The sequence below is a fragment of the Streptomyces sp. NPDC002619 genome (genome assembly GCF_042889305.1).
In the GTDB taxonomy this organism is placed as follows: domain Bacteria; phylum Actinomycetota; class Actinomycetes; order Streptomycetales; family Streptomycetaceae; genus Streptomyces.
Window position 1 is genome coordinate 52,173 of the sequence record NZ_JBIAQV010000021.1, and the last position, 26,154, is coordinate 78,326.

The following is a 26,154-nucleotide window of genomic DNA, read 5'->3' on the forward strand; positions in this document are numbered from 1 at the left end:
GGCTACGCCTCCTTGGAGAACAGCGTGCGGCCCCACCAGTCGTCCTTGTCCCGGACGCCGGGCGGGACGGCGAACACGGCCGAACCCACGTGCTGGATGTACTCGTTGAGCGCGTCCATGGCGGACAGCTGCCGCTGGAGCGGGATGAAGCCTTCACGGACGTCGCGCTGGTAGGCCAGGAAGAACAGACCGGCGTCGAGGCGGCCGAGGCCGTCCGTGCCGTCGGTGAAGGAGTAGCCCCGGCGCAGGATCGTGATCCCGTTGTTGGAGTCGGGGTGCGCGAGCCGCACGTGCGCGTCCGGCTTCATCGCCTTCAGGAACGGCTCGTCGTGCTCCTTGGCCTTGCCGACCGGAGCGCCCTCGCCCTTGTCACGGCCGAAGACGTCCTCCTGCTCCTGCAGCGAGGTCCGGTCCCAGGTCTCGATGTTCATGCGGATGCGCCGGGCGACGAGGTACGAGCCGCCTGCCATCCAGCCGGGACCGTCCCCGTCCCCGACCCACACGAACTTCTTCAGCCGGTCCGTCTCCGTGCCCGCGATGTTGCGGGTGCCGTCCTTGAACCCCATGAGGTTGCGCGGCGTCTGGGCGTCCGGCGTGGTCGACGAGGTCTTGCCGAAGCCGAGCTGCGACCAGCGGATGGCGACCTTGCCGAAGCCGATGCGGGCCAGGTTGCGGATGGCGTGCACGGCGACCTGCGGGTCGTCCGCGCAGGCCTGGATGCACAGGTCGCCGCCGGTGCGGGTCCGGTCCAGGTTGTCACCGGGGAACTTGGGCAGGTCGACCAGGGCCTCAGGCCGCTTGTCCGCGAGGCCGAACTTCTCGAACAGGGACGGTCCGAAGCCGATCGTCAGCGTCAGCCGCGAGGGCTTGAGGCCGAGGGCCTCACCGGTGTCGTCCGGCGGCGCCTCGGCGAGCCCGCCGTACGCGCCCTCGCCTACCGCCTGCCCGGCGGTGATCCGGCGGGCCGCCGCCGTCCAGTCCTTCAGCAGCTGGATGAACTCGGCGCGGTCCTCGGTCTTCACGTCGAACGCGGCGAAGTGCAGCCGGTCCTGCACCGGCGTGGCGATGCCCGCCTGGTGGGCGCCGTGGAACTCCACCGCGCCGCCCGTCTCGGCGGCGGCCGGGTCCACGTCGTTGCCGACCTTGGTCATCGCGACCGTGCCGCCGGCCGCGGCGGCACCGAGCGCGAGCCCGGCCCCGCCCCAGCCGATCAGCGCGCGACGCGAGGGGGAATCGTTTGCCTGGGTCTCGGTCATGGTGGTGGCCCTACTTCGTCACGACGGCGGCGGCGAGCTTGGACAGCGGCTCGGCGAGCGCGTTCACCGCGTCCGACAGTTCCTTGCGCTGGTCCTTGGTGACTTTGTCGTACGACACGAAGTCGTACGAGGTCTTGTCGGCGCGGTACTTGTCGAGCAGCGTGTTGAGGGCGCCGAACTGCTTGTCCAACTCCGTGGTGAGGGCCGAGTCGTTCTTCGCGGCGACCGGCTTGAGCAGCTCGTACGCCTTCTGGGCGCCCTCGACGTTGCCCTTGAAGTCGACCAGGTCGGTGTGCGAGTAGCGGTCCTCCTCGCCGGTGACCTTGCCGGTGGCGACCTCGTCGAGGAGCTCCTTGGCGCCGTTGGCCATGGAGGTCGGGGTGATCTCGGCCTTGCCGACCCGGCCCTGCCAGTCCTTGAGGTCCGTCACCAGCTGGTCGGCGAGGGTCTTCTCCTCGTCGCCGATCTTCTTGTCCTGCCAGAGGGCCTTCTCCAGGCGGTGCCAGCCCGTCCACTTCTGGCCGTCCTCCAGGCCGTCCGCGCGGACGTCGACCTTGGGGTCGATGTCACCGAAGGACTCGGCGACCGGCTCGGTGCGCTCCCAGCCCAGGCGCGAGGGCGCGTACGCCTTCTGGGCGGCGGCGAGGTCGCCGTCCTTGATGGCCTTCACGAAGGTCCCGACGAGCGGCAGCGTCGCGTCGGCCTGCTCCTGCGCGTACTCGCGGTAGTCGGCTACCGCCTTGTCCAGCTGCGGGTCCCGCTTGGCGGCGGCCGAGCCGCCGGTGACGGTCAGCTTCTGCCGCACGCCGCGGCCCTTCATGCCCGGGACACAGGCTATCTCGTACGAGCCCGCCTTCACCTCGGCGGTCAGCGTGTACTTGGTGCCCGGGCCGATGTTCTCCTTCTCGGAGACGATCCGGTCGTCGGGGAACAGGATCTCGACCTCGGTGGCCCTGGACCCCTTGTTCTCGATCTGCAGCGTGACCTGCCCGGCCGGGACCGACTTGGCGGACGTCTCGCACGTGGAGTCCGCGGCGGTGACCTTGATGGCGTCGCCGTCCTTGGCGTCGCTCTTCGCCGTGCAGGCCGTGATGGCGGTCAGGGCGGCCACCGTGGCGGCGGCGGTGACGGTAAGTCGGACGGCTCGCATACGGGCTCCAAGCGGGAACGGTGTGGTGAGGCTGCCCTAACTTACCTGAGGCTTACCTCACCTACACCCCTCGGGGTCGTGAATCAGTTCTCACGAAAAGATCACAGACTCGGCTTGATCTCGACGGCTCAAAAGGGACGCCAATGAACGGCAAGGCGGAGTCAGGGGGAAGGGTGGCCGGCACCGCGGGGCAGCGGGAGGCGAGGGTCCGGCATCCCTGGCGGCGCCCCCGCCTGGGACGCACTTGCGGAGGCCGTGGTGTTTGAATGCCCCCGTGACTGACTACGACGTGCTGCGTGTCTTCTGCGCGCCGAACGGTGGATACGGCAACGAGCTCGGCGTCGTCCGCGACGGCTCGGTGTTGGCGGACCGGGGCGCGCGACAGGCGTTCGCCGCGAAGCTCGGCTTCAGTGAGACCGTGTTCGTGGACGACCCCGAGCGCGGGGTCATCGACATCTACACCCCCACCCTGCGCCTGCCCTTCGCCGGGCACCCCTGCGTCGGCGCGGCCTGGCTCCTGGACGTGCCCGAACTGGTCACGCCCGCCGGTGTCGTCGGTGCCCGTCTGGACGGCGAGTTCAGCTGGATCGAGGCCCGCCCGGAGTGGGTCCCGCCGCGCACCCTGCGTCAGTACGCCACGGCGGCCGAGGTGGACGCGCTGACGGTGCCGCCCCCCGGTGAGCGAAGCGAGATGGGGGTCCCCCCGGACGAAGTCTGGGGGAGGACATATGCCTGGGCCTGGGAGGACGAGGCCGCCGGCCGTGTCCGCGCCCGCGCCTTCCCGGGCCGTGACGACGGGATCGAGGAGGACGAGGCGACCGGCGCGGCGGCCCTGCTCCTCACCGACCGCCTGGGTCGCGCGCTCAACATCCGCCAGGGCGCGGGCTCCCAGATCCTGACGGCACCGCAGCCGCAGGGGTGGGTGGAGGTCGGCGGGCGGGTGTTCCTGGAGCGCCAGCCTGAGTCCTGAGGGCTAGGCACTCAGCGGAAACTCGTCACCCAGGGCGCTGAACACCCCGGTGTTCAGCGCGAACGCCGTCCCGCACTCGGCCACGATCCGCTGCCTCTCCAGCTCATCGGCGGCGACCGCGTCCAGCAGCTCCCGGTAACTCCGCTTGAACGAGGCGGGGTTGGGGATCTCCTCGAACACATAGAACCGGACCCCGTCGCCCTTCTTGGCGAAGCCCCATGCCTTCTCCGCCCGGTCGCGGATGATCTGCCCGCCCGAGAGGTCGCCGAGGTAGCGGGTGTAGTGGTGCGCGACATACCCCGCGGGCCATCGCTCGGCGCACTCCCGCACCCGGTCCGCGTAGGCCTCGGTCGCCGGCAGGGCGCTCAGTCCCGCCCGCCAGCCCGGCCCCCGCAGATGCGCCAGGTCCCGCTCCAGCGCGGCGAGCCGGTACAGCTCCGGCCGGACGAAGGGCCCGGCCACCGGGTCCGACGCCAGCCGCTCGGCCCCGGCCTCCAGCGCCTCGTACACGAACCACAGCTGCTCCGTATATCGCGCGTACGCGTCCACGCCGAGCCTGCCGCCGAGCAGGTCGCTCATGAACGTCGAGGTTTCCGCCACCACGTGCTGCTCGTGGGACGCGGTACGGATGACTGTCGAGAAGGACTGCATGCGGCCACCTTTTTTGCCGACACTCTGTCGGTAAAAGCGTACAAGACAAAGCCCGCCCTCACCTGAGAGCGGGCTCAGTACACGATCAGGGCTGGTCAGGGCAGGGTGAGGATGTCCGCGCCCGTCTCCGTCACCACCAGCGTGTGCTCGAACTGGGCCGTCCGCCTGCGGTCCTTGGTCACGACCGTCCAGCCGTCGTCCCACATGTCGTACTCGTGCGTCCCCAGCGTCAGCATCGGCTCGATCGTGAAGGTCATCCCCGGCTGCATGACCGTCGTCGCGTGCGGGCTGTCGTAGTGCGGGATGATCAGCCCGGAGTGGAAGGACGCGTTGATGCCGTGGCCGGTGAAGTCCCGGACCACGCCGTAGCCGAAGCGCTTGGCGTACGACTCGATGACCCGGCCGATGATGTTGATCTGCCGGCCCGGCCTGACCGCCTTGATCGCCCGGTTCAGGGACTCCCGGGTCCGCTCCACCAGCAGCCGCGACTCCTCGTCCACGTCCCCGACCAGGTACGTCGCGTTGTTGTCGCCGTGCACCCCGCCGATGTACGCGGTCACGTCCAGGTTGACGATGTCGCCGTCCCGCAGCACCGTCGAGTCCGGGATGCCGTGGCAGATGACCTCGTTGACGCTGGTGCACAGCGACTTGGGGAAGCCGCGGTAGCCCAGCGTGGACGGGTAGGCGCCATGGTCGATCATGTAGTCGTGGGCGACTTTGTCCAGCTGGTCCGTGGTCACGCCCGGCGCGATGATCTTCGCGGCCTCCTCCATCGCCCGCGCGGCGATCCGCCCGGCGACACGCATCGCCTCGATCGTCTCGGGCGTCTGCACCTCCGGGCCGGTGTACGGCGTCGGCGCGGGCTTGCCGACGTACTCGGGGCGGCGGATGTTTCCGGGTACCGAACGGGTGGGAGAGAGCTCTCCTGGTACGAGCAGCGACTGGCCTGACATGCAAGCGAGTCTAACCAGCGGGCATGGGGGAACATGTCCGTGGCGATCGGTGGCGATCGCCGGCGAGAGGAGCAGACCATGCCCTTGTTCAAGAAGCGGACGGTCGCCAAGCCCGGCGAGTGGTACTACTGCCTGGAACACAAGAAGGTCGAGGAAGGGCCGGAGTGCCCGGCCAAGGACCGCTTCGGGCCGTACGCCACCAGGGCGGAGGCCGAGCACGCGATGGACACCGCCCGCGAGCGGAACCTCGAGTGGGAGAACGACCCACGCTGGCACGACGCCCCGGCCCGGGACTCCGACGACGACTGACGACGACCAGCGATGGCTGACAGCGACCGACGACCGGCGAGCGACCGACGGCAGCTGACGCCGGCCGGCGACCGGTCGGCGACCGGCGACTGGCCGGCGGCGACTGATGGCGCCCGACGACGGCCGACGCCGGCCTGCGGCGGCTGACTTCGACCGACGGTGACCGACGGGGCCGGTCAGCCCTTTACCGCTTTTGTGGCGGCCGCGTGCTGTTCCCGCCGTCGTACCGCGTGCTCGTTGGTCCGCGCGTCGTACGTCATCAGCTTCGGCAGGCACAGCGCCAGCAACCCCACCGCACCCGCGCACAGCACCCCGCCGGACCAGACGGAGGCCCGTACGCCCAGCCACGCGGCGAAGCCGCCCGCGCGGACCTGGCCGAGCTGAGGCCCCACCGAGTACGACAGCAGCTCGATCCCGGCGAGCCGGCCGCGCAGCTCGTCCGGGATCGTCTGGTTCCACATCGCGGCGCGGAAGATCCCGCTGACCATGTCGCAGCCGCCGCCGATCGTCAGGAACAGCAGCACGAGCCACACATTGGCGACGGCGCCCGCGGCGGCCACCGACAGGCCCCACAGCACGGCCGCGACGACCACCATCAGCCCGTGCCGATGGACCCGCGAGGCCCACCCACTGGTCAGGCTCACCAGCAGCGCCCCGGCGGGGATCGTGGCGTACATCAGACCCAGCGACCACTCTGCGTGCAGCTCGTCCGCGAGGAACGGCAGTACGGCCAGCGGCATCGCGAGCAGCATCGCCGCGATGTCGACGACATACGTGCCGAGCAGCTCCTTGCGGCTCCAGGCGTACCGGGCGCCTTCGACGATCGCGCTCAGCGACGGCTTCGCGGCCTCGTGGGACGCGGGGGCGGGGGCGATGCCGACGATCAGGACGACCGACACGACGAAGGTCAACAGGTCGGCGGCGTACGCCCAGCCGAGTCCGGCGTACGCCACGACGACACCGGCGAGCGCTGGGCCCGCGACGCCGCCGACCGTCCAGCGCAGGGAGTTCAGCGCTGCGGCGGCGGGCAGCTGCTCGTGCGCCACGATCCGGGGCCACAGCGAGTCCAGCGCCGGGCGCTGGACCGAACCGACGGCGGAGGAGAGGGCGGCGACGACGTACAGCGGCCAGACGACCGGCCGCGGCAGCAGCGCGTTGAGCAGCAGTAGCGCGCTCAGCAGACCCTGCGCGGCCTCCGTCCACACGATCAGCTTCCGCTTGTCCAGAGCGTCTGCGAGCGCCCCGCCGTACAGCCCGAACACCACCAGCGGCACCAGCTCCACGGCCCCGATCGCCCCGACCGCCGCCGCGGACCCGGTCAGCTCCTTCACCTGCACCGGCAGCGCGACGAACGTGAGGAAACTGCCGAAGTTGGTGACGAGCCCCGAGACCCACAACTTCCGGAAGTCACCGGAGGCCCGCCAGGGAGCGAGATCGGGGAGAAGGGCACGGGTGGTCACGAGGGTTCATGGTCGGACGGGGGGAGACGGTGGGGCAAACGTTTTTCGCGCGGCCGGTCAGCCGCCGGGGTCCCGCCCGCGTCGGCCACGTCGGGCTTCGTGGCTGTTCTGCCGAAGGCAGGGAACCGGCCAAGTCGGGGGGCAAGTCACCAAGGGGCAGGCGGCGGTGCCGTCAGTGTTTCCGCCAGGCGGGACAGACGGTCACGGAAGCGTCGGCGAGCTCTCGGAGAGCTTCCGTTCTCGCCGGCCGCCGCGCTCACCAGGTGCTGCACCGTGTCGAGGTCCAGCTCCGCCCCCTCCGGCACGGCCAGCGTCTCGTGCGCCATCGTGGCCAGGTCGCCGTCACCGGACCCCAGGGCCAGCACCGTCACCCCGGCCCGCCGCGCGTCGTGCACCCGCTCGAGGAGCGGCGCGGGCTCCGAGGCCGGAACCGGGGCCACGACCAGCAGCGTCTCCCCGCGCCGTGCCGCCCCGAGCCGCCCCGGCCCGACGGCCAGGTGCGCCGGATCCGAGGGGCGCGCGTCGTGCCGTACGAGAGTGGGCGCCAGCTCCGGCGTTCCCGACCATGCGGCCTCGTCGACCAGATGCGCCGCCAGATGCCACGGCTCGTACTCCGGCGTGCCCACGAGCAGCAGCCCGCCCCCGTGCGCCACCACGGACCCGCGCAGCACCCCGGCGAACCGCCGCGTCGACCCCAACCACTCGGTCCCGGCGAGCACTTCGCGCAGCAGCGCAACCCGTACGGCATCCATACGACCGCATCCTGCCGCAACCGGCCACTCTTGACGCCGAGTTCACCGCGAATTCGCCCGCCACGGGGAAAGACAACGGTCACTTGAGCTCAGGACCGATGAGGAGCCGCCGCATGACCGACGTCACCGTCCCCTTCCGCGCGGGCAGCGAGGGCTACGCGAGCTACCGGATCCCGGCGGTCGTCGCCTCGCACGCCGGCACCCTGCTGGCCTTCTGCGAGGGCCGGGTCGATTCCGCCGCCGACCACGGCCGTATCGACATCGTGCTGCGCCGCTCCACGGACGGCGGCCGCACCTGGGGCCCGCTCCAGGTCGCCGCGCCCGGCGCCCCGGACCTCGCCGGAAACCCCGCCCCGGTCGTCCTCGACACCGGCCGCATCCTGCTCGTCCACGTCCGCGCCGCCGCCCACGCCACCGAGGCCGCCATCCTGCGCGGTGAGATCGCGCCCGCCGACGGCCGCCGGGTGTGGGTCCGGCACAGCGACGACGACGGCGTCACCTGGTCCGCGCCGAGGGAGATCACCGAGTCGGTGAAGCGGCCCGGCTGGCGCTGGTACGCCACCACCCCCGGCCACGCGATCCAGCTGAGCACCGGCCGCGTCGTCGTCCCCGGCAACCACTCCGTGCCGCCCACCGGCACCGACACCGGCACCGAGCCCCACCACCACGGCGGCCACTGCTTGCTGAGCGACGACCGCGGTGAGACCTGGGACCTCGGCTACCTCGACGACGGCACCGACGGATACATCAACGTCAACGAGACCACCGCCGCCGAACTCCCCGACGGCCGCGTCTACTTCAACACCCGCACCGACTCCCGTTCCCCCGGCAACCGGGCCGACGCCCACTCCGCGGACGGCGGGCGCACGCTCGTCAAGCCCTTCCGCCCGCAGGCCGGCCTCACCGCCCCCGTCTGCCAGGCGAGCGTCCTCCAGCTCCGCGACCCCGACCTGCTCCTCTGCTCCGGCCCCGGCGACGCCCGCTTCCGCGCCCTCATGACCCTCCGCGCCTCCACCGACGGCGGCACCACCTGGCGCCCGGTGCACACGGCCGACGGACTGCCCGCCGCCTACTCCGACCTCGTCCGCGTCGACCGGGACACCGTCGGACTCCTCTACGAGACCGGTGACTTCAGCGCCTACGAGACGATCACCTTCCGCCGGGTCCCGGTGGCGGACCTGACCTGATCAGGCGGGGGAGCGGACGTAGAGTCGGCCCATGACCTCTAACGACAGCGCACAGCAGCCCGCGAAGGCCCCCGCCAAGGATCCCTGGGACCTGCCCGACGTCTCCGGACTCGTCGTGGGCGTGCTCGGCGGCACCGGCCCGCAGGGCAAGGGCCTCGCCTATCGGCTCGCCCGGGCCGGCCAGAAGGTGCTCATCGGCTCCCGGGCCGCCGAGCGCGCACAGGCCGCCGCCGAGGAGATCGGCCACGGCGTCGAGGGCTATGCCAACGCCGAGACCGCGCGCCGCAGCGACCTCGTGATCGTCGCCGTGCCCTGGGACGGCCACGGCAAGACGCTGGAGTCCCTGCGCGAGGAACTGGCCGGCAAGCTCGTCGTGGACTGCGTCAACCCGCTCGGCTTCGACAAGAAGGGCGCCTACGCGATCAAGCCGGAGGAGGGCAGCGCGGCGGAACAGGCCGCGGCCCTGCTGCCGGACTCGCGGGTGACGGCCGCCTTCCACCATCTGTCGGCGGTTCTCCTCGAGGACCCGGAGATCGAGGAGATCGACACCGACGTCATGGTCCTGGGTGAGGAGCGCGCCGACGTGGAGATCGTCCAGGCGCTGGCCGGACGCATCCCGGGCATGCGCGGCATCTTCGCGGGCCGGCTGCGCAACGCCCACCAGGTGGAGTCGCTGGTCGCGAACCTGATCTCCGTGAACCGCCGCTACAAGGCACACGCCGGGCTCCGCGTCACGGACGTATGAGCGCATGGGGGACACTGGTGGCCGCAAACCGTGCTTATCAGTGCCCAGCAGTGTCCCCCCGACAGGAGCCGACCGACATGCCCCGCCTCGCCCTCTACACCCTCGTCGTCTGCGTCCTCGCCGTGGCCGCGGCGATCGTCTCCTTCGTCCAGGGCAGCTGGCTGGGCATCGTGTGGATACTGCTCGCGGGGCTGTCGTCCAACATGACGTGGTACTACGTCAAGCGCGGCCGGGCCTCCTACCAGAACCGGTAGAGCTGCCGGCCGGCGAACGTGTAGGCCTCGCTGACCCCGAGACCCCGCAGGATCGCGTCGATCATGTCGAAGAACGCGATGTTGACCGCCGGCAGCCACAGCAGCGCGAACACGAACAGCAGGCCGAACGGCGCGAACGGCTCGACCTGGCGCTTCACCTTGTACGACAGCCACGGCTCGAGCACGCCGTAGCCGTCGAGGCCCGGCACCGGCAGGAAGTTCAGGATCGCCGCCGTGACCTGGAGCAGGGCGAGGAAGGCGAGCGCGAACCGGAACTCCAGCGGCACGCCGTCCAATGCGTGCAGCCAGAACGGCGCGGTGCACACGGCGGCGAACAGCACGTTCGTCAGGGGCCCCGCGGCCGAGATCAGACTGTGCCGCCACCGCCCCTGGATCCGGCCGCGCTCGATGAACACGGCGCCGCCCGGCAGACCGATGCCGCCCATGATCAGGAAGAGCACGGGGAGCACGATGCTGAGCAGGGCGTGCGTGTACTTGAGCGGGTTCAGCGTGAGGTAGCCCTTCGCGCCGACCGTGATGTCGCCGCTGTGCAGGGCGGTGCGCGCGTGCGCGTACTCGTGCAGACACAGGGACACGATCCAGGCCGCCGTCACGAACAGGAACACGGCGACGCCCGGCTGCTCGGCGAACCCGGTCCAGGTGGCCCACCCGGCGACGGCGGTGACGGCCAGGATCCCGACGAAGACGGGACTGACCCGCCGGTCACTGTGGCGGCTGGTGGTGGTGGCGGTGGTCATGGGCGGGGCTCCTGTGGACCGAGGGCGGACGGCGTGCCCGACCGTACCGGGCGCACGGGGAAAACGTCTCGCGGCCGGTGTTCGGTTCCTAGGAAGGTGGTGTGTGGGAAGCCCTGCCGCCGCGCCGCCGTAACCCCGTGACCCGTTCCGACACCACCGGAGACAATGGACCCCGTGCGCTACCGCATCCTCGGCACCACCCAGGCACTCCGCCCCGACGGCACGGCCGTTCCCGTGGGCGGGGCGCGGCTGCGTGCCCTGCTGACCGTGCTGGCCCTCAGGCCCGGCCGGGCCGTGCCCGTGGGGCTGCTCGTCGACGAGGTGTGGGGCGCGGACACGCCCGCCGACTCGACCGGCGCGCTGCAGGCACTGGTCGGACGGCTGCGCCGGGCACTCGGCGCCGACGCCGTCGCCTCCGTGGACGGGGGCTACCGGCTCGCCGCTGCCCCCGACGACATCGACCTGCACCGCTTCGAGCGGCTGACCGGCGACGGCCTGCGCGCCCTGGCCGACAGCGACCCCGCCAAGGCGGCCGCCGTCCTCGACGACGCCCTCGCCCTGTGGCACGGCCCCGCCCTCGCCGACCTGCCCGACCGCACCGCCGAGACGGCCCGCCTGGACGCCCGCCGCCTCGACGCCCTGCGCGCCAGGCACACGGCGGCCCTCGCCCTCGGCCACGTGGAACAGTCCCTGCCCGAGCTCACGGCCCTGTGCGACAGCCACCCCCTGGACGAGCCCCTCCAGACCCTGCGCCTGCGCGCCCTGCGCGACGCGGGCCGCACAGCGGAGGCACTGGCCGCCTACGAGGACGTACGCCACCTGCTCGCGGACCGCCTCGGCACGGACCCGGGACCGGAACTGAGGTCCTTGCACGCGGAGTTGCTGACCACGAAGCCCATCACCCGGACCGGGCCCACGGCGCCCACCGGGCCGGATGAGGCGACGGAGCCGACCGCGCCGCCCGCTGGGCTGACCGGGCCGACCGGACCCACTGAGCCCGTCCGTCCCACCGCCCCCGCTGACGGCGCCGCGTACCGCCCAGAACCTGTGCCCGGTGGCGCTCCCGCCCGGGCGAACGGCGCCACCCCGACCAACGGCGCCCCGTCCCATCCCGAAGCCGCCCCCACCACCCCCCGCCCCGGCAACCTCCCCGCCCGCCTCACCTCCTTCGTCGGCCGGGAAACGGACATGCTGGCCATCCGGGACGACCTCGCGACCGCCCGGCTCGTCACCCTGCTCGGGCCCGGTGGGGCCGGGAAGACTCGGCTGTCCCAGGAGGTCGCCGAGGGGGTGCGGGATGCCGCACCGGACGGGGTCTGGCTGGCCGAGCTCGCGCCCGTCGACGACCCGGACGCCGTACCGGAGGCCGTACTCACCGCGCTCGGCGCCCGTGAGACCGTGCTGCACGGCGCCGGCGCCGAGAGCATGCGCGCCGTCTCCGAGCGGCACGACGACCCCGTCGAGCGCCTCGTCGAACACTGCGCCAGACGCCGCATGCTGATCGTGCTCGACAACTGCGAGCACGTGGTGGACGCGGCGGCCCGTCTGGTCGAGCGGCTCCTGGAGCGCTGCCCCGGCCTCACCGTTCTCGCCACCAGCCGCGAACCCCTCGGCGTGCCGGGGGAGTTGCTGCGCCCGGTGGAGCCGCTGCCCGAGCCGGTCGCGCTGCGACTGCTCGCCGACCGCGGCGCGGCGGCCCGGCCCGGTTTCCGTATAGAGGCCGACGACGAGACCGCCGCGGCCTGCGCCGAGATCTGCCGCAGGCTCGACGGACTGCCCCTCGGCATCGAACTCGCCGCCGCCCGCCTGCGCATGCTCTCTCCGCGCCAGATCGCCGACCGGCTCGACGACCGCTTCCGGCTGCTCACCTCCGGCAGCCGTACGCTGCTGCCCCGCCAGCAGACGCTGCGCGCCGTCGTCGACTGGTCGTGGGACCTGCTCGACGAGGACGAACGGGACGTCCTGCGCAGGCTGTCGGTCTTCGCGGGCGGCTGCGACCTCGCCGCCACCGAGGCCGTCTGCGGCCTGGTCGCCCTCGACGCGCTCGGCTCCCTCGTCGACAAGTCCCTCGTCGTGGCCGCCCCCGGACCCGACGGCGCGATGCGCTACCGGCTCCTGGAGACCGTCGCCGAGTACGCCGCCGAACGCCTCGACGAGTCCGGACAGCGGGCGGCGGCCGAGCGCGCTCACCTCACCTACTTCCGCGAACTCGCCCGCACCACCGACGCGTTGCTGCGCGGCCACGGCCAGCGCGCCGCCGTGGAACGGTTCCAGCTGGAGTACGAGAACCTGCGCACGGCCCTGCGGCACGCCGTCGCCCAGCGTGACGAACAGGAGGCGCTCTGCCTGGTCCTCTCCCTCGTCTGGTACTGGCAGATGCGCGACCTGCGCATCGAGGCCCGCAACTGGTGCCAGGAGGCCATGAACCTGGGCCCGGACCCCTTCACCGAGCCAGTCCGCCATGCCCGGCCGGTGTGGGAGCGCTGCACCGACAGCCCGCCCCCGCTCACCGGCGAACTCCTCACCGAGGCCCGGCGCGGTGTCCATCTCGCCCATCTCGCCTGTATGGACACCGACATGGAGCGCTGGCAGACCCCCGAGGCGCAGGCCAAGCTGCGGGCCGTCGCCCAGACGTACGAGCCGGGAATGCCGCAGACCTGCCGGTCCCCGGGCCTGGTCTGGTTCTACGCCGTCATGCTCACCGGCGGCTCGGAGCGGCTGACCGAGATCATCGACGCCTGTGTCGAGACCTGCCGCGCCACCCCCGGCTTCGAGTGGGAGCTGGCCGGCTGTCTGCAACTGCGCGCCAACCTCCTCGCCAACCGCACCGCCTGGGCGGGCGACGCGGGCCGCGACGCCGACGAGTCACTGGAGATCTTCACCCGCCTCGGCGACGAGTGGGGCACCGCCGAGGCGCTGTCCGCGCGCGGCGAGGCGCACGAGCGTAAAGGCGAGTACCAGTCGGCCGCCGTCGACTACCGGGCCGCCATGGATCACGCCGAACGCCTCGGCGCCCGCGCCCAGCTGGCCATCCTAGGCGCCCGCCTCGGCGCGGTGCTCCTCGAGGCCGGCGAGGGGGAGCGCGGCGAACGCCTGCTGCGCGAGGTCCTCGCCGCCAACGACGGCACGCACAACGAGGGCATGCCCGCCGCCCGGCTGTTCCTCACCTGCTGGCTCGTCCTGACCGGCCGGCTCTCCGACGCACGCGAACAACTCCGGCTCCTGCGCGAGGAGTTCAAGATCGCGCACTTCATCGTCTTCGATGCGATGATCCTCGCCCAGGAGGCCCTGGTGGAAGCCCTCGACGGGCGGGACGAGGACGCCGTGGACCGGATCCGCACGGCGCTGCGGTACGCCGGCGACCCGCTGGCCCAGGCCATCACCCCGCACCTGAACGCCATCTGCCTGACCGTCGCCGCGACGGCCCTGGCCGGTCGCGACGGCGCGGGCCGCGCCGCCGACGCCGCCCGCTGTCTGGGCGCCGCCGAGGCCCTGCGGCCGTCCGGCCACGTCGTCTCCACCCTCGAACGCCGGGTGTGGGACCTGGCCGAGACCCGGGTGCGGGCCGGGCTCGACGGTGCCGCGTACGACACCGCGTACGCCGAGGGCGGTGGCCTCTCCCTCGCGGAGGCCACCGCCCTGGTCTGAGTCACGGAGCCGCACGGCTCCCGAACCTCAGCTCTTCGTACGGAACTTGTGGATGGCGACCGGCCCCATCACGGCGGTGATCGCCACCGACCAGGCCACCGTCACCCACAGGTCGTGGGCGACGGGACCGCCCACCATGAGCCCACGGGCCGCGTCCGCGAGCGTGGACAGCGGGTTGTAGTCGGTGAAGTGCTGGAGCCAGCCCGGCATCGACTTGGTCGGCGCGAAGATCGACGAGCCGAACTGCAGCGGGAACAGCACCAGGAAGCCCATCGCCTGCACGGACTGCGCGTTCTTCAGGACGACGCCGAGGGTGAGGAACACCCACATGATCGACGAGGCAAACAGCGCGGACAGCCCCACGGCGGCGAACAGACCGAGCCAGTTGGTGATGTCGAATCCGACCAGCACGGCGACGACCATCAGCACCGCCGTCGCGAACAGCATCCGGGCCAGCTCCACCGCGATCTTCGCGAAGAGCACCGAGCCGCGCCCGATCGGCAGCGACCGGAACCGGTCCATGACACCGGAGTTGAAGTCCTGGCTGAAGCCGGTGCCGACGCTCTGGGACAGCGTCATGCTCATCATCGAGATCATGCCGGGGATCACGTACTGCACATACCCCTGCTGTCCGCCGCCCAGCGCCTGCCCGATCGAGCCGCCGAAGACGTACACGAACAGCAGGGTGAAGACGACCGGCATCAGCAGCGCGTCGAACATCGACTCCGGGTCCTGGCGGATCCACAGCAGATTGCGGCGGATGAGCGCACCGGTGTGGCGCAGGTGCGAGCGCAGCGGGATGCGGCCGTCGGTCGGAGATACAGCGATTGAAGGGGCGGCGCGAAGCGCCTCGGGCAGGGTGGCGGTGGGAGACGGGTGGGCGGTCATACGGCGACCTCTTCACGGGTGTCGGTGTGCGACGCGGCGTCGTCCTGCGGGGCACTGGCGCGGTGGCCGGTGAGGGACAGGAACACCTCGTCCAGGCTGGGCAGTTCGGTGACGATCGAGGAGATGGTGATGCCGCGCGCGGTGACCGCGCCGACCACCGCGGTCAGCTGCTCGTCACTGAGGATCGGCACCAGCAGCGTGCCGCTGTCGCTGTCCACCGTCGTGGCGGCGAGCCCGGTGATGCCCAGCTCGTCCAGCATCCCGGCGAGCGGGCGCAGCTCCAGCGGATCGGCGGGCCGCACCCGCAGCGTGCGCCCGCCGACCCGGGCCTTCAGCTCCTCGATACGGCCGCCCGCGATGACCTTGCCCCGGTCCACGACGGTCAGCTCGGAGGCGAGCTGCTCGGCCTCCTCCATGTACTGCGTGGTCAGCAGGACGGTGACCCCGTCCCCGACCATGGCCTTGACCTCGTCCCACACCTCGTTGCGGGTACGGGGGTCGAGACCGGTCGTCGGCTCGTCCAGGAACAGCACCTGGGGCCGTCCGATCATCGACGCGGCCAGGTCGAGCCGCCGCCGCATACCGCCGGAGTACGTCGACGCCGGGCGCCGCGCGGCCTCGGTCAGCGAGAACCGCTCCAGCAGCTCGTCGGCGCGCTTACGGGCCTCCTTGCGGGGCAGGTCGAGCAGCCGCCCGATCATGTACAGGTTCTCCCAGCCCGGGAGCTTCTCGTCGACCGACGCGTACTGACCGGTGAGTCCGATGACCCGGCGCAGCTGCCGCGGCTGCCGTACGACGTCGTATCCGGCCACGGTCGCCTGGCCGGCGTCCGGGGCGAGCAGGGTGGACAGGATGCGTACGAGGGTGGTCTTGCCGGCACCGTTCGGCCCGAGCACACCCATCACGGTGCCCTCGCGCACATCGAGGTCGACACCGTCCAGCGCCCTGGTCTCGCCGTAGTGCTTGACCAGCCCCCGCACGGTCACTGCGTGGCTCTCGCCGCCTGGGTTCTTGTCGGTTCGCGTCATGGGAAGGACAGTGCCAGCCCCCACCGACAAACCACCGACAGGGCGCCTACAAAGCGCCGACAAGCAAAAGAAAGGGGGACAGCCCCGCCGACGGGGGAAGATCGGCGGGGCTGTCCGTGGTGTTTCCGCAGTGGCTCAGTGGACGGAGCAGCTCAGTGAACCGAGTGCTCCTCCAGCGGGAACGTCCCGCCCACGACGTCCTCCGCGAACGCCTTCGCCGCGTTGCCCATGACCTCGCGCAGGTCGGCGTACTTCTTGACGAACTTGGGGACGCGACCCGAGGTCAGCCCCATCATGTCCGTCCACACCAGGACCTGCGCGTCCGTCTCCGGACCCGCGCCGATGCCGACCGTCGGGATGTGCAGCACACGCGTCACCTCGGCCGCCAGCTCCGCCGGAACCAGCTCGAGGACCACTGAGAACGCGCCCGCGTCCTGCACGGCCTTGGCGTCGCGCAGCAGTTGCTGGGCAGCCTCCTCGCCGCGCCCCTGGACGCGGTAGCCCATGGCGTTGACGGACTGCGGGGTCAGGCCGATGTGGGCCATCACCGGGATGCCGGACTCGACGAGCAGCCGGATCTGGTCGTGCGAGCGCTCGCCGCCCTCCAGCTTCACGGCGCCGACGCCGGCCTCCTTGACCAGCCGGGTCGCCGAGCGCAGCGCCTGCACCGGGCCCTCCTGGTAGGAGCCGAAGGGCAGGTCGGCGACGATCAGGGAGCGCTGGGTGCCGCGCACGACCGCCGCGGACAGCATGGTCATCTCGTCGAGGGTGACGGGCACGGTGGTCTCGTACCCGAGGTGACAGTTGCCCGCCGAGTCGCCGACCAGGATCACCGGGATCCCGGCCTCGTCGAACACGGACGCGGTCATCGCGTCGTACGCGGTGAGCATGGGCCACTTCTCGCCCCGCTCCTTGGCGAGGGCGATGTCGCGGACCGTGATGCGGCGCGTGCCCTTGCCCCCGTACAGCGCCTTGCTGCCGTCGGAGGGCTTCGTCTGGGCAGCCGGAAGCTGCGTCATAGCAACGGCTCCTTCAGGTCATCTCGAGGCGCCCTGACGGCGTCCCCGGATCCTCTCCATGGTGGCATCCCTTGCCGGACGGGGCCAGAGGACCCCCCGTGTGATCCCTTGCGCGGCCTCGCGTTCCCGTACGCGGGGCCGCGTAAGGTCTCGGCAAAGGAAATAGGATACGAGACGGTTCCGTATCGGAATGAGCCTAGGGTCGTACACATGACAACTCCTGCCGTCCACGCCCCCCGGATACCCGAAGCGGTGCACCGGCGCCGCTGGGCGATCCTCGGCGTCCTGATGCTCAGCCTGCTGATCGTGGTGCTGGACAACTCGATCCTGAACGTCGCGATCAAGACGATCTCCACGCCGGCTCCGACCGGGCTGGGTGCCACCCAGAGCGAGATCGAGTGGGCCATCAACTCGTACACCCTCGTCTTCGCGGGCCTGCTGTTCACCGCGGGCCTCATCGGCGACCGCCTCGGCCGCAAGAAGGTCCTGCTCGGCGGGCTCGTCGTGTTCGGCGTCGGCTCGGCCCTCGCCGCCGAATCCGGCTCCCCGGGCCAGCTCATCGCGTACCGCGCGCTCATGGCGCTCGGCGCCGCCTTCGTCATGCCCGCCACCCTCGCCGTCCTGATGAACGTCTTCGAGCGCGAGGAGCAGCCCAAGGCCATCGGCATCTGGGCGGGCGGCGTCGGCCTCGCCATCGCCATCGGACCGATCACCGGCGGCGCCCTCCTCGACCACTTCTGGTGGGGTTCCGTCTTCCTCATCAACGTGCCGATCGTGATCCTCGCGCTCGCGCTGATGGTCTGGCTCGTGCCCGACTCGCGCGACCCGAAGCCCGGCCGGCTCGACCCCGTCGGCGTCGTACTGTCCGTCGTCGGCCTTGTCCTGCTCGTCTACGGCATCATCAAGGGCGGCGAGCTGGCCGACTTCACCGACGCCAAGGTGCTGGCGACCATTGCAGCCGGTGTCGTCGTCCTCGCCGGCTTCGTGATCTTCGAGAAGCGCAGCGACCACCCGTCCCTGGACGTCAGCTACTTCAAGAACAAGGTCTTCTCGGCCGCCATGAGCGCCATCGCGCTCGTGTTCTTCGCGCTGATGGGCGTGACCTTCTTCTCGGTCTTCTACACCCAGAGCGTGCGCGGCTACTCGCCGCTGCAGTCCGGACTGCTGATGCTGCCGCTGGCCGCCGCACAGATGATCTTCGCGCCGCGCGCCCGTCTCGTCGTGGACCGCTTCGGCAACAAGGCGACCACGACCGCCGGTCTGATCCTGATCGCCGCGATGCTGGGCGTCTTCGCCACCTTCGAGACGGACACGCCGATCTGGTTCCTGGAGGTCGTCTTCTTCCTCATGGGCACCGGCATGGCGCACATCATGACGCCGACCTCCGTCGTCATCATGCAGGCCCTGCCCCGCGAGAAGGCGGGCTCCGCGTCCGCGCTCAGCAACACCTTCCGCCAGGTCGGCGGCGCCCTCGGCATCGCCGTGCTCGGCTCGGTCCTGGCCACGGCGTACCGCAGCGGCATCGAGGACAAGCTCGGCCTGCTGCCGCCCGGCCTGAGGGACACCGCCGGCGAGTCCATCGAGGCCACCCTGGGCGTCGCCGCCAAGCTCGGCCCGCAGGGCAACGCCCTGATCGGCCCCGCCAACGACGCCTTCCTGCACGCCATGCACGTCACCGCGCTGTGCGGGACCGTCATCGCACTCGTCGGCGCCGTGGTGACGGCGCTGTTCCTGCCCGGCAAGCCGCCGGCACCGCAGGAGGGCAATCAGGAACAAGAGTTGGTCGCCGCCGCCGACTAGAGTCGGCGGACGAAGCGGCGGAGAGGCGTCACGGGGGAAGGAGGGCGCTGCGGGACAATCCCCGCAGCGCAGCGAAAGGACGGAGTGACGTGAGCTTTGCCGAGAGCCGGTCGCAGCAGTGCCCTCCCACCCGGGGGCGCCCGCGCAGCGAGGCCGTGGAACGCGCCATCCTGGAAGGCGTGATGAGGCTCCTGGAGGAGGGCGTGCCCCTCGCCGAGCTCTCCATCGAGCGCGTCGCGCGCACGGCCGGCGTCGGCAAGGCGACCATCTACCGCCGCTGGAGCGGCAAGGAGGAACTGTTCGTCGACGTCATGCGCGCCGCCGAGCCCCCCGACCCCGAACTCCCCGGCACCTCGATGCGCGACGACCTCGTCGTACTGCTCGAATCCCTGCGCCAACGGGGCCTCGTCAACCGGTCGTCGGCGATCCTGCACAACGTCCAGGCCCAGATGAAGAGCAGCCCCAAGCTCTGGGCCGCGTACCACGCGAACGTGATAGCGCCCCGGCGCAATCTGGGCCTGGAGGTCCTGCGCCGGGGCCAGCAAGGCGGCGAACTCCGAGCGGACGTCGACATCGAGCTGGCCAACGACATGTTCGTCGGCCCCATGCTCGTACGGTCCGTGCTGCGCTCCGACCTCGACCTGCCCGAGGGCCTGCCGGAGCAGATCGTCGACACCGTGCTCGCAGGCCTGCGGCCCGTCAGCGCGCCCGACGTCTAGCCCGAATGTGCGCGTTTTGTCACAGACCCCGCCCGTCCCGGCGGTAACCGGAACCCAGGGTGCGGGCTCGTTCGTCCTGGTCTTCCGTACGGCCGTCATGGGACGGCGGAACGGAACCGATCATCCCCTAGGGTCGTAACCCGGGGGAAGACGGTGTGCACGGCAGGCAGTGAGGCAGACGGTATGGCGCAGCAGGCGTACATGACGGAGAAGGACAACGGCGGCTCGGGGCCCGAGCACCGGGGCTCCAGACTCCGGCGCCTGCTCGACGGCTGGCGCGGCGATCCCCGGATCTGGCGCCGTGGCCTCCTCCTCGCGGCCGTGGCGATCCTCCTCGCCCTGGTGATGCTGCTGCACTCGCGCATCCCCAACACCGTGGGCAACCTCGGCAGTCTCACCGAGACCTTCCTGCCCTGGCTCGGCCTGCTGATCCCGGTGCTGCTGGTGCTCGGCCTGGTCCGCAGGTCGGCGACCGCGCTGATCGCGGTGCTGCTGCCGGCGATCGTCTGGCTGAACCTCTTCGGCGGGCTGCTCACCGACCGGACCGGCTCCGGCGGCAACCTCGTGGTGGCCACCCACAACGTCAACGCCGACAACCCGGACCCGGCCGGTACGGCCCGTGACGTGGCCGCGTCCGGTGCAGACGTGGTGGCGCTGGAGGAGCTGAAGGCGTCCGCGGTCCCGGTCTACGAGCGGGCGCTGGCGTCGACGTACAAGCACCATGCGGTCGTCGGCACGGTCGGGCTGTGGAGCAAGTACCCGATGACCGGTGTCAAGGCCGTCGACATCAAGCTGGGCTGGCAGCGCGCGATGCGGGCCACCGTGACGACCCCCGACGGACCGCTCGCGGTGTACGTCGCCCACCTCCCCTCGGTCCGCGTGAAGATGGAAGCCGGGTTCACCGCCCGCCAGCGCGACACGAGCGCCGACGCGCTCGGTGAGGCCATCGCCGGCGAGACCCAGAAGCAGGTCGTGCTGCTCGGCGACCTGAACGGCACGATGAACGACCGGGCGCTCAACGCCGTGACCTCCCAGATGCGTTCGACGCAGGGCGCGGCCGGCAGCGGCTTCGGGTTCAGCTGGCCGGCGTCGTTCCCGATGGCGCGGATCGACCAGATCATGGTCAAGGGCATCGAGCCGGAGAGCTCGTGGACCCTGCCCGCCACGGGCAGCGACCATCTGCCGGTGGCGGCGCGGGTGAAGGTCGACACGTCGTCTTAACCCGCCGGAATGCCGACTTAACCGGCCGGAATACTGGGCCTGAGAGGCTTTGTTCCGTACGTGAACATAAACTGTGCGGACCCTGCACTCCCGCGACCCCGTGAAAGGCACAGGCACTCCATGCCTCTGGCCCTGCTCGCCCTGGCCGTCGGCGCCTTCGGCATCGGCACGACCGAGTTCGTGATGATGGGCCTGCTGCCCGACGTCGCGGACGACCTGCACGTCTCCATCCCCAGCGCCGGTCACCTGGTCTCCGCGTACGCGCTGGGTGTGGTGATCGGCGCCCCGCTGCTCGCGGCCGTGACCGCCCGCCTGTCCCGACGCACGGTCCTCATCTCCCTGATGGCCCTGTTCATCGCGGGCAACGCCCTGTCCGCCTTCGCCCCCGGCTACGACTCCCTGCTGGCCGCCCGCTTCCTGAGCGGTCTGCCGCACGGCGCCTTCTTCGGCGTCGGCGCGGTCGTCGCGACGGACATGGTCGCCCCCGAACGCAAGGCCCGCTCGGTCTCCCTGATGTTCCTCGGCCTGACCATCGCCAACGTCGCGGGCGTCCCGGTGGCGACACTGACCGGCCAGCACCTGGGCTGGCGGGCGACCTTCCTCGGGGTGAGCGTCATCGGCCTCGCGGCGATAGCGTCGCTGGCCCTGCTGATCCCGCACGACCACACCCACGCCCCGACCGGTGGACTGCGCAGCGAACTGGCGGCCTTGAGGTCGCTTCCCGTCTGGCTCGCCCTCGGTACGACGGTGGCGGGCTTCGGCGCCCTGTTCGCGGCGTACAGCTACGTCACGCCGATGCTGACGGACGCCGCCGGCTTCACCGAGGGCAGTGTCACGCTGCTCCTCGCGCTGTTCGGCGTGGGCGCGACCGCGGGCAACCTGCTGGGCGGCCGCCTCGCCGACCACGCGATGCGCGGCACGCTCTTCGGCGGGCTGGCGTCCTTGGCGGCGGTGCTGGTGCTGTTCCCGGTCCTGATGCGGGCGGAGTGGAGCGCGGCCCTGGCAGTGGCCCTCCTCGGCATGGCCGCCTTCGTCACGGGCTCCCCACTCCAGCTGATGGTCATGGAGAAGGCGTCGGCCGCCCCGTCCCTGGCGTCCTCGGCGAACCAGGCGGCCTTCAACCTCGCCAACGCAGGCGGCGCCTGGATCGGCGGCCTGGCCCTGGCAGCGGGCTTCGGCGTGACGTCACCGGCGGTCGCGGGCGCAGCCCTGGCAGCGCTGGGTCTTGGCGTGGCCGGAGTGGCGTACCGGGTGGATCGCCGCCGGGGCGCGCTGTCCTTTGGCCGGGAGCGGTTGGTGGCCGGACATGTGCCGGAGCAGGCGGAGGCATTGCAGCCCTGACGGCTGTACAACGCCCCGAAAGGGGCGCGGGGCTGTATCGATGTGCGGCTCCGTCGCGTGGGCGCGACCAGTCACATCGAACCCGCACCCGACCACAAACCGCACGTGGCCCAGCCTCTCAACCGACCGAGTCGGGTGGGCGAAAAGGGGCGTCCCAGGGCGGAGCCCCCCGCTCACACCGACTCGCGCCAGCCGTTGGTGATCGGCAGCCGACGGTCCTTGCCGAAGCCCTTCGGCGAGATCTTCGTGCCCGGCGGGTACTGGCGGCGCTTGTACTCCGCCGCATCGACCATCCGCAGCGTCTTCGTCACCAGCGCCGCATCGAACCCCGCCGCGACGATGGCGTCAGCGCCCTTGTCGCGGTCGACGTACAGATCGAGGATCGCGTCCAGAACCGGGTAGTCCGGCAGGGAGTCCGTGTCGACCTGGCCGGGACGCAGCTCCGCGCTCGGCGGCTTGGTGATCGAGTTCTCGGGGATCGGCGGGGTCTCGCGCCGCTCCAGCGCCGCCCGGTTGCGCCACTCGGCCAGCCGGAAGACCGACGTCTTGTACACGTCCTTGATCGGGCCGTACGCGCCCACCGAGTCGCCGTACAGCGTCGAATAGCCCACCGCCAGCTCGGACTTGTTGCCGGGGGCCAGGACAATATGGCCCTCCTGGTTGGAGATCGCCATCAGCAGCGTGCCTCGCAGCCGGGACTGGAGGTTTTCCTCCGCAAGGCCCGTCAGGCCCAGCGAGTCCATGTACGCGTCGAACATCGGCGCGATCGACACCGTGCGGAAGTTGAGGCCCGTACGGCGCGCCAGTTCCGCCGCGTCGCCCTTGGAGTGGTCCGAGGAGTACTTCGACGGCATCGAGACGCCGTACACGTTCTGTGCGCCCACCGCGTCGCAGGCGAGCGCGGCGACCAGCGCCGAGTCGATGCCGCCGGACAGACCGATCAGGACGGACTTGAAGCCGTTCTTCCGGGCGTACGCCCGCAGGCCCACGACCAGCGCCGAGTACATCTCCTCGGCGTCGTCCAGGCGGTCCGCGTACACGCCCTTGTGCTCCGGCTCGTACGCGGGCAGCGGGTCCTCGGACAGGACCACGCGGTCGATGCGCAGACCGTCGTCGACGACCCCCGTGGGCGCGGCGGATTCGGCCGCCGGCAGGTCCAGGTCCAGGAGCATGCACTCCTCCGCGAACTGCGGGGCCCGTGCGATCACTTCGCCGGCGGAGTCGACCACGATCGTGTCGCCGTCGAAGACCAGCTCGTCCTGGCCGCCCATCATGGCGACGTAGGCGGTGGTGCAGCCCGCTTCCTGGGCGCGCTTGCGGACGAGCTCAAGACGGGTGTCGTCCTTGTTGACCTCGAACGGCGAGGCGTTGATGGACAGCAGCAGGCCCGCGCCCGCGGAGCGCGCCGCCGGCACCCGGCCGCCGTCCTGCCACAGGTCCTCGCAGATGGCGAGGGCCACGTCCACCCCGTGCACCCGGATCACCGGCATGGTGTCGCCGGGCACGAAGTAGCGGAACTCGTCGAAGACGCCGTAGTTGGGCAGGTGGTGCTTGGCGAAGGCCAGGGCCACCTCGCCCCGGTGCAGCACCGCGCCCGCGTCCTGCGGGGCGCCGGCCGGCTGTCCGAACCTGGGCTGGGCGGTCTCGGAGCGGTCGAGGTAGCCGACGACCACCGGCAGCTCCCCGAGGCCCTCGTCGGCGAGGCGGGCGGCCAGCGAGCGCAGCGCGGCGCGGGAGGCCTCGACGAAGGAGGAGCGCAGCACCAGATCCTCGACGGGATACCCGGTCAGCACCATCTCCGGGAACGCCACCAGGTGCGCTCCCTGCTCGGCGGAGTGCCGGGTCCAGCGGACGACCGAGTCGGCGTTCGCGGCGAGGTCGCCGACGCGCGAGTCGATCTGATTCAGGGCGAGACGAAGTTGAGGCACGCGCCCAGTGTAATCGTCAGTACGACGCAATGGGGTGGCGCGGGGTGTGGTGCACCCCACGCCACCCCACTCACTGTCCGGTCAGTGGCGGCGGAACGACTCGACGTAGCCGTTCGCGGGCGTACCCACGCCGGTCACGTCGTCGTAGCCCTTCACGGCCTTGAGCGAGCTGTCCTGCCCGAGGCTGCGGACCGAGGTCAGCAGGCCGTCGGCGGCGTCGAAGCTGTTGGCGAAGTCGACGCGGGCGACCGCCAGGCCGTGGCCCGTCGGGTTGTCCGTGACGTCGTGGTACGCCTTCGAGCCGTACTTGGCGTAGATCACCGGGTTGGCGAAGCCGATGGCCTGGCCGCCCCGGGCCTCCTGGGCCAGGGCCTGGACGGCCGCGATCACCGGCGCGGCCAGCGAGGTGCCGCCGATGCGGTACTCGCTGTACTGCTGCGACCCGTCCGGGAAGGTCTGCGTCTGGCCGACCTTGAAACCGGTGTTCGGGTCGGCGATCGCCGAGATGTCCGGGACGACGCGGTTGCCGGCCGGGCTGTTGGCCGTGGCCAGCGCCTTCGGGACGACACCCTTCTGGTACGAGGGCTCCGCCACCGTGCTGCTGGTGCCGCCGCCCGCGCCCGAGGTGAACGCGCCGGGGAAGTTGGTCCAGCTGGTGCCGTCCGCGGACAGCGAGGCCTTCTCGGTGCCCCAGCCGGTCTCCCACAGGTACGTGTCGCCCTTGCCGACGGCCAGCGAGGTACCGCCGACCGCCGTCACCCACGCCGAGTTGGCCGGGGTGTCGACCTGCTTCGTGCCGGTGTGGGCGACCTCGTCGCCGTTGTCGCCGGAGGAGAAGTAGAAGCCGATGCCCTCCACCGCGCCGAGCTGGAAGACCTGGTCGTAGGCGGCGGCCAGGTCCGGCGTCTGGTTGGCCTCGATGTCGCCCCAGGAGTTGGAGACGATGTCGGCCAGGTGGTTGTCGACGATCTTGCCGAGCGAGTCGAGCAGGTCGTCGTCGAAGCAGGAGGCGGCGCCCACGTACGTGACGTCGGCGGCCGGCGCGACCGCGTGCACGGCCTCGACGTCGAGGGTCTCCTCGCCGTACCAGCCGGCCGCGCCGCACTCGACGGTCTTCTTGTAGTTCTTCGGCAGCACCTGGTGCAGCTGACCGGTCTTCCAGGCCGCGTCACCGTGCTTGTTCGCGTAGGTGGCCGCGTCGAAGCCGATGGTCGGCGAGGCATAGGCGTCCGTGATCGCGACGCGGACGCCCTTGCCGGTGGCGGTGCCCGCACCGTAGGCGGCGCGCAGCTGCTTGCCGGTGTAACCCTGGACGGCGTACGGGATCTTCGTGCCGTACGCGTCCGGCAGCGTGCTCGCGATGTTCGAGCCGTAGTACGAGGAGAACGGCCCGGCGTTATTGAACACGGCGTCCGGCGGGGGCAGTTGGTCCTGGTGGCTCGCCCGGTGCGGCGCGCTGTCCAGACCGGTCACGGTCAGGACGGCGCCCTTCAGGCTCTGAGGCACCGAGGCCGTCGACGACGGCGCGCGGTACGTCTTGGAGCCCTTGGCGAAGTTGTGCAGCTGGGTGCCGAACGCCTTCTCGGCGGCGGCCACGTCACCGGTGACGGCGACGTAGTGCTGCGTGACCTCGGTGACCTTCAGCCCGGCCGCGTTCAGCCAGGACTTGACGGCGGCCACCTGGGCCTTGGTCGCGCCGAAGCGCGCCTGCACCTGCTTGGCGCTCAGGTACTTGCCGTACAACGGCGAGGACGGGTCGGAGACCGCCTTCGCGTAGGCGGCCAGACCGGAGGCGTTCCGGCCGGCCAGGTAGACGCGGGCGGAGACCTGGGCGCTGTTCGAGGTGGCGCCCTTGTCCGCCCTGGCCGTGGCCCACGCGGGCTTGGTGCCCGCGAGCGAGTCCCGGCCCGGTGTGTCCGCGGCGTGCGCCGCAGGTATGCCGAACGCCAGCGCGCCGGCGAGCATCGGCAGTGTCGCTGCCAGGCTCACTCCGACGCGCGTGGTGGCGCGGTTGGATCTCATAGAACCCCCTGCATTGCGGTTCGCATGCATGTAGTGGTTGGTGGTCGCCGATCCACCGGGGGCCCGCGGCGGCAGGTGGCCCGTAATGGATCACA

At 71.3% G+C, this 26,154-nt stretch carries 22 protein-coding genes; 10 read left to right on the forward strand and 12 right to left on the reverse strand.

The features are described 5' to 3' along the window. Window positions 1-2 precede the first annotated feature (2 nt). Both efeB and efeO read right to left on the reverse strand, forming a co-directional pair. The gene (gene efeB, locus ACFYXB_RS28045; RefSeq protein ID WP_389587019.1) at window positions 3-1,256 is read right to left on the reverse strand and encodes an iron uptake transporter deferrochelatase/peroxidase subunit; all 1,254 of its coding nucleotides are present in this window, start codon (window positions 1,254-1,256) and stop codon (window positions 3-5) included. Between the two features lie 10 nt (window positions 1,257-1,266). After that, entirely contained in the window at window positions 1,267-2,406 is a 1,140-nt protein-coding gene (gene efeO, locus ACFYXB_RS28050) for an iron uptake system protein EfeO (protein WP_351352184.1), read from the reverse strand. A gap of 274 nt (window positions 2,407-2,680) precedes the next feature. Here efeO and ACFYXB_RS28055 point away from each other — a divergent pair, with 274 nt between their 5' ends. Continuing rightward, complete coding sequence (locus ACFYXB_RS28055) at window positions 2,681-3,376, forward strand: PhzF family phenazine biosynthesis protein (protein ID WP_389587022.1); 696 nt, start codon at window positions 2,681-2,683, stop codon at window positions 3,374-3,376. A 3-nt stretch (window positions 3,377-3,379) separates the two neighbouring features. Here the strand turns inward: ACFYXB_RS28055 and ACFYXB_RS28060 are convergent, their stop codons facing one another. Further along, complete coding sequence (locus ACFYXB_RS28060; RefSeq protein ID WP_389587024.1) at window positions 3,380-4,027, reverse strand: heme oxygenase (biliverdin-producing); 648 nt, start codon at window positions 4,025-4,027, stop codon at window positions 3,380-3,382. Window positions 4,028-4,122: 95 nt separating this feature from the next. Beyond that, window positions 4,123-4,980, reverse strand: a complete 858-nt coding sequence (gene map, locus ACFYXB_RS28065; RefSeq protein WP_389587026.1) for a type I methionyl aminopeptidase — start codon at window positions 4,978-4,980, stop codon at window positions 4,123-4,125. Window positions 4,981-5,058: 78 nt separating this feature from the next. On the opposite strand from map, the gene ACFYXB_RS28070 reads away from it, so the two are divergent. Next, the gene (locus tag ACFYXB_RS28070; protein ID WP_351352196.1) at window positions 5,059-5,289 is read left to right on the forward strand and encodes a hypothetical protein; all 231 of its coding nucleotides are present in this window, start codon (window positions 5,059-5,061) and stop codon (window positions 5,287-5,289) included. 176 nt (window positions 5,290-5,465) lie between these two features. On the opposite strand, the gene ACFYXB_RS28075 is transcribed toward ACFYXB_RS28070, so the two are convergent. Beyond that, window positions 5,466-6,749 carry an MFS transporter gene (locus ACFYXB_RS28075; protein WP_389587028.1) on the reverse strand — a complete coding sequence of 428 codons (1,284 nt, stop codon included), beginning with the start codon at window positions 6,747-6,749 and terminating at the stop codon, window positions 5,466-5,468. Window positions 6,750-6,895: 146 nt separating this feature from the next. Further along, window positions 6,896-7,501 carry a hypothetical protein gene (locus tag ACFYXB_RS28080; RefSeq protein ID WP_351352202.1) on the reverse strand — a complete coding sequence of 202 codons (606 nt, stop codon included), beginning with the start codon at window positions 7,499-7,501 and terminating at the stop codon, window positions 6,896-6,898. A gap of 113 nt (window positions 7,502-7,614) precedes the next feature. Here ACFYXB_RS28080 and ACFYXB_RS28085 point away from each other — a divergent pair, with 113 nt between their 5' ends. From ACFYXB_RS28085 to ACFYXB_RS28095, 3 genes are all read left to right on the forward strand, one after another. Beyond that, complete coding sequence (locus tag ACFYXB_RS28085; RefSeq protein ID WP_389587031.1) at window positions 7,615-8,688, forward strand: exo-alpha-sialidase; 1,074 nt, start codon at window positions 7,615-7,617, stop codon at window positions 8,686-8,688. Window positions 8,689-8,719: 31 nt separating this feature from the next. After that, on the forward strand, window positions 8,720-9,433 hold the full coding sequence (npdG, locus tag ACFYXB_RS28090) for an NADPH-dependent F420 reductase (protein WP_389587032.1): 714 nt from the start codon (window positions 8,720-8,722) through the stop codon (window positions 9,431-9,433). Window positions 9,434-9,510: 77 nt separating this feature from the next. Next, on the forward strand, window positions 9,511-9,687 hold the full coding sequence (locus ACFYXB_RS28095; protein WP_389587034.1) for a hypothetical protein: 177 nt from the start codon (window positions 9,511-9,513) through the stop codon (window positions 9,685-9,687). On the opposite strand, the gene ACFYXB_RS28100 is transcribed toward ACFYXB_RS28095, so the two are convergent. Continuing rightward, a complete protein-coding gene (locus tag ACFYXB_RS28100; protein ID WP_389587036.1) occupies window positions 9,672-10,445 on the reverse strand; it encodes a site-2 protease family protein in 774 nt (257 codons plus the stop codon). The two genes, ACFYXB_RS28095 and ACFYXB_RS28100, sit on opposite strands and share 16 nt — an antisense overlap. 165 nt (window positions 10,446-10,610) lie before the next feature. Here ACFYXB_RS28100 and ACFYXB_RS28105 point away from each other — a divergent pair, with 165 nt between their 5' ends. Next, window positions 10,611-14,093, forward strand: a complete 3,483-nt coding sequence (locus ACFYXB_RS28105) for a BTAD domain-containing putative transcriptional regulator (RefSeq protein ID WP_389587038.1) — start codon at window positions 10,611-10,613, stop codon at window positions 14,091-14,093. A gap of 27 nt (window positions 14,094-14,120) precedes the next feature. Here the strand turns inward: ACFYXB_RS28105 and ACFYXB_RS28110 are convergent, their stop codons facing one another. The 3 genes from ACFYXB_RS28110 to panB form a co-directional block, all read right to left on the reverse strand. Beyond that, entirely contained in the window at window positions 14,121-14,981 is an 861-nt protein-coding gene (locus ACFYXB_RS28110; RefSeq protein WP_389587040.1) for an ABC transporter permease, read from the reverse strand. Further along, a complete protein-coding gene (locus tag ACFYXB_RS28115) occupies window positions 14,978-16,009 on the reverse strand; it encodes an ATP-binding cassette domain-containing protein (RefSeq protein WP_389587042.1) in 1,032 nt (343 codons plus the stop codon). Before ACFYXB_RS28115 ends, ACFYXB_RS28110 begins: the two co-directional genes overlap by 4 nt. A gap of 152 nt (window positions 16,010-16,161) precedes the next feature. Then, window positions 16,162-17,028, reverse strand: a complete 867-nt coding sequence (gene panB / locus ACFYXB_RS28120) for a 3-methyl-2-oxobutanoate hydroxymethyltransferase (protein WP_351352226.1) — start codon at window positions 17,026-17,028, stop codon at window positions 16,162-16,164. A gap of 210 nt (window positions 17,029-17,238) precedes the next feature. Here panB and ACFYXB_RS28125 point away from each other — a divergent pair, with 210 nt between their 5' ends. From ACFYXB_RS28125 to ACFYXB_RS28140, 4 genes are all read left to right on the forward strand, one after another. Next, window positions 17,239-18,828 carry an MFS transporter gene (locus tag ACFYXB_RS28125; protein WP_389587045.1) on the forward strand — a complete coding sequence of 530 codons (1,590 nt, stop codon included), beginning with the start codon at window positions 17,239-17,241 and terminating at the stop codon, window positions 18,826-18,828. Window positions 18,829-18,917: 89 nt separating this feature from the next. Further along, entirely contained in the window at window positions 18,918-19,547 is a 630-nt protein-coding gene (locus ACFYXB_RS28130) for a TetR/AcrR family transcriptional regulator (protein ID WP_389587047.1), read from the forward strand. Between the two features lie 183 nt (window positions 19,548-19,730). Further along, window positions 19,731-20,768, forward strand: coding sequence for an endonuclease/exonuclease/phosphatase family protein (locus ACFYXB_RS28135; RefSeq protein WP_389587049.1), 1,038 nt, complete (start codon window positions 19,731-19,733; stop codon window positions 20,766-20,768). Between the two features lie 120 nt (window positions 20,769-20,888). After that, on the forward strand, window positions 20,889-22,109 hold the full coding sequence (locus ACFYXB_RS28140) for an MFS transporter (protein WP_389587051.1): 1,221 nt from the start codon (window positions 20,889-20,891) through the stop codon (window positions 22,107-22,109). A 173-nt stretch (window positions 22,110-22,282) separates the two neighbouring features. Here ACFYXB_RS28140 and ACFYXB_RS28145 read toward each other — a convergent pair whose 3' ends face one another. Then, the gene (locus tag ACFYXB_RS28145) at window positions 22,283-24,037 is read right to left on the reverse strand and encodes an NAD+ synthase (protein ID WP_389587053.1); all 1,755 of its coding nucleotides are present in this window, start codon (window positions 24,035-24,037) and stop codon (window positions 22,283-22,285) included. 81 nt (window positions 24,038-24,118) lie between these two features. Beyond that, window positions 24,119-26,059 (reverse strand): protease pro-enzyme activation domain-containing protein, encoded by a 1,941-nt coding sequence (locus ACFYXB_RS28150; protein ID WP_389587055.1) that lies wholly within the window; start codon window positions 26,057-26,059, stop codon window positions 24,119-24,121. Window positions 26,060-26,154 lie beyond the last annotated feature (95 nt).

Coding starts and splice junctions, on each gene's coding strand:
- ACFYXB_RS28135 (WP_389587049.1), top strand. CDS start 19,731: ATGGCGCAGCAGGCGTACATGACGGAGAAGGACAACGGCGGCTCGGGG.
- ACFYXB_RS28105 (WP_389587038.1), top strand. CDS start 10,611: ATGGACCCCGTGCGCTACCGCATCCTCGGCACCACCCAGGCACTCCGC.
- efeO (WP_351352184.1), bottom strand. CDS start 2,406: ATGCGAGCCGTCCGACTTACCGTCACCGCCGCCGCCACGGTGGCCGCC.
- ACFYXB_RS28085 (WP_389587031.1), top strand. CDS start 7,615: ATGACCGACGTCACCGTCCCCTTCCGCGCGGGCAGCGAGGGCTACGCG.
- efeB (WP_389587019.1), bottom strand. CDS start 1,256: ATGACCGAGACCCAGGCAAACGATTCCCCCTCGCGTCGCGCGCTGATC.
- ACFYXB_RS28070 (WP_351352196.1), top strand. CDS start 5,059: ATGCCCTTGTTCAAGAAGCGGACGGTCGCCAAGCCCGGCGAGTGGTAC.
- ACFYXB_RS28115 (WP_389587042.1), bottom strand. CDS start 16,009: ATGACGCGAACCGACAAGAACCCAGGCGGCGAGAGCCACGCAGTGACC.
- ACFYXB_RS28095 (WP_389587034.1), top strand. CDS start 9,511: ATGCCCCGCCTCGCCCTCTACACCCTCGTCGTCTGCGTCCTCGCCGTG.
- ACFYXB_RS28060 (WP_389587024.1), bottom strand. CDS start 4,027: ATGCAGTCCTTCTCGACAGTCATCCGTACCGCGTCCCACGAGCAGCAC.
- ACFYXB_RS28150 (WP_389587055.1), bottom strand. CDS start 26,059: ATGAGATCCAACCGCGCCACCACGCGCGTCGGAGTGAGCCTGGCAGCG.
- ACFYXB_RS28100 (WP_389587036.1), bottom strand. CDS start 10,445: ATGACCACCGCCACCACCACCAGCCGCCACAGTGACCGGCGGGTCAGT.
- ACFYXB_RS28140 (WP_389587051.1), top strand. CDS start 20,889: ATGCCTCTGGCCCTGCTCGCCCTGGCCGTCGGCGCCTTCGGCATCGGC.
- ACFYXB_RS28080 (WP_351352202.1), bottom strand. CDS start 7,501: ATGGATGCCGTACGGGTTGCGCTGCTGCGCGAAGTGCTCGCCGGGACC.
- map (WP_389587026.1), bottom strand. CDS start 4,980: ATGTCAGGCCAGTCGCTGCTCGTACCAGGAGAGCTCTCTCCCACCCGT.
- ACFYXB_RS28110 (WP_389587040.1), bottom strand. CDS start 14,981: ATGACCGCCCACCCGTCTCCCACCGCCACCCTGCCCGAGGCGCTTCGC.
- npdG (WP_389587032.1), top strand. CDS start 8,720: ATGACCTCTAACGACAGCGCACAGCAGCCCGCGAAGGCCCCCGCCAAG.
- ACFYXB_RS28125 (WP_389587045.1), top strand. CDS start 17,239: ATGACAACTCCTGCCGTCCACGCCCCCCGGATACCCGAAGCGGTGCAC.
- panB (WP_351352226.1), bottom strand. CDS start 17,028: ATGACGCAGCTTCCGGCTGCCCAGACGAAGCCCTCCGACGGCAGCAAG.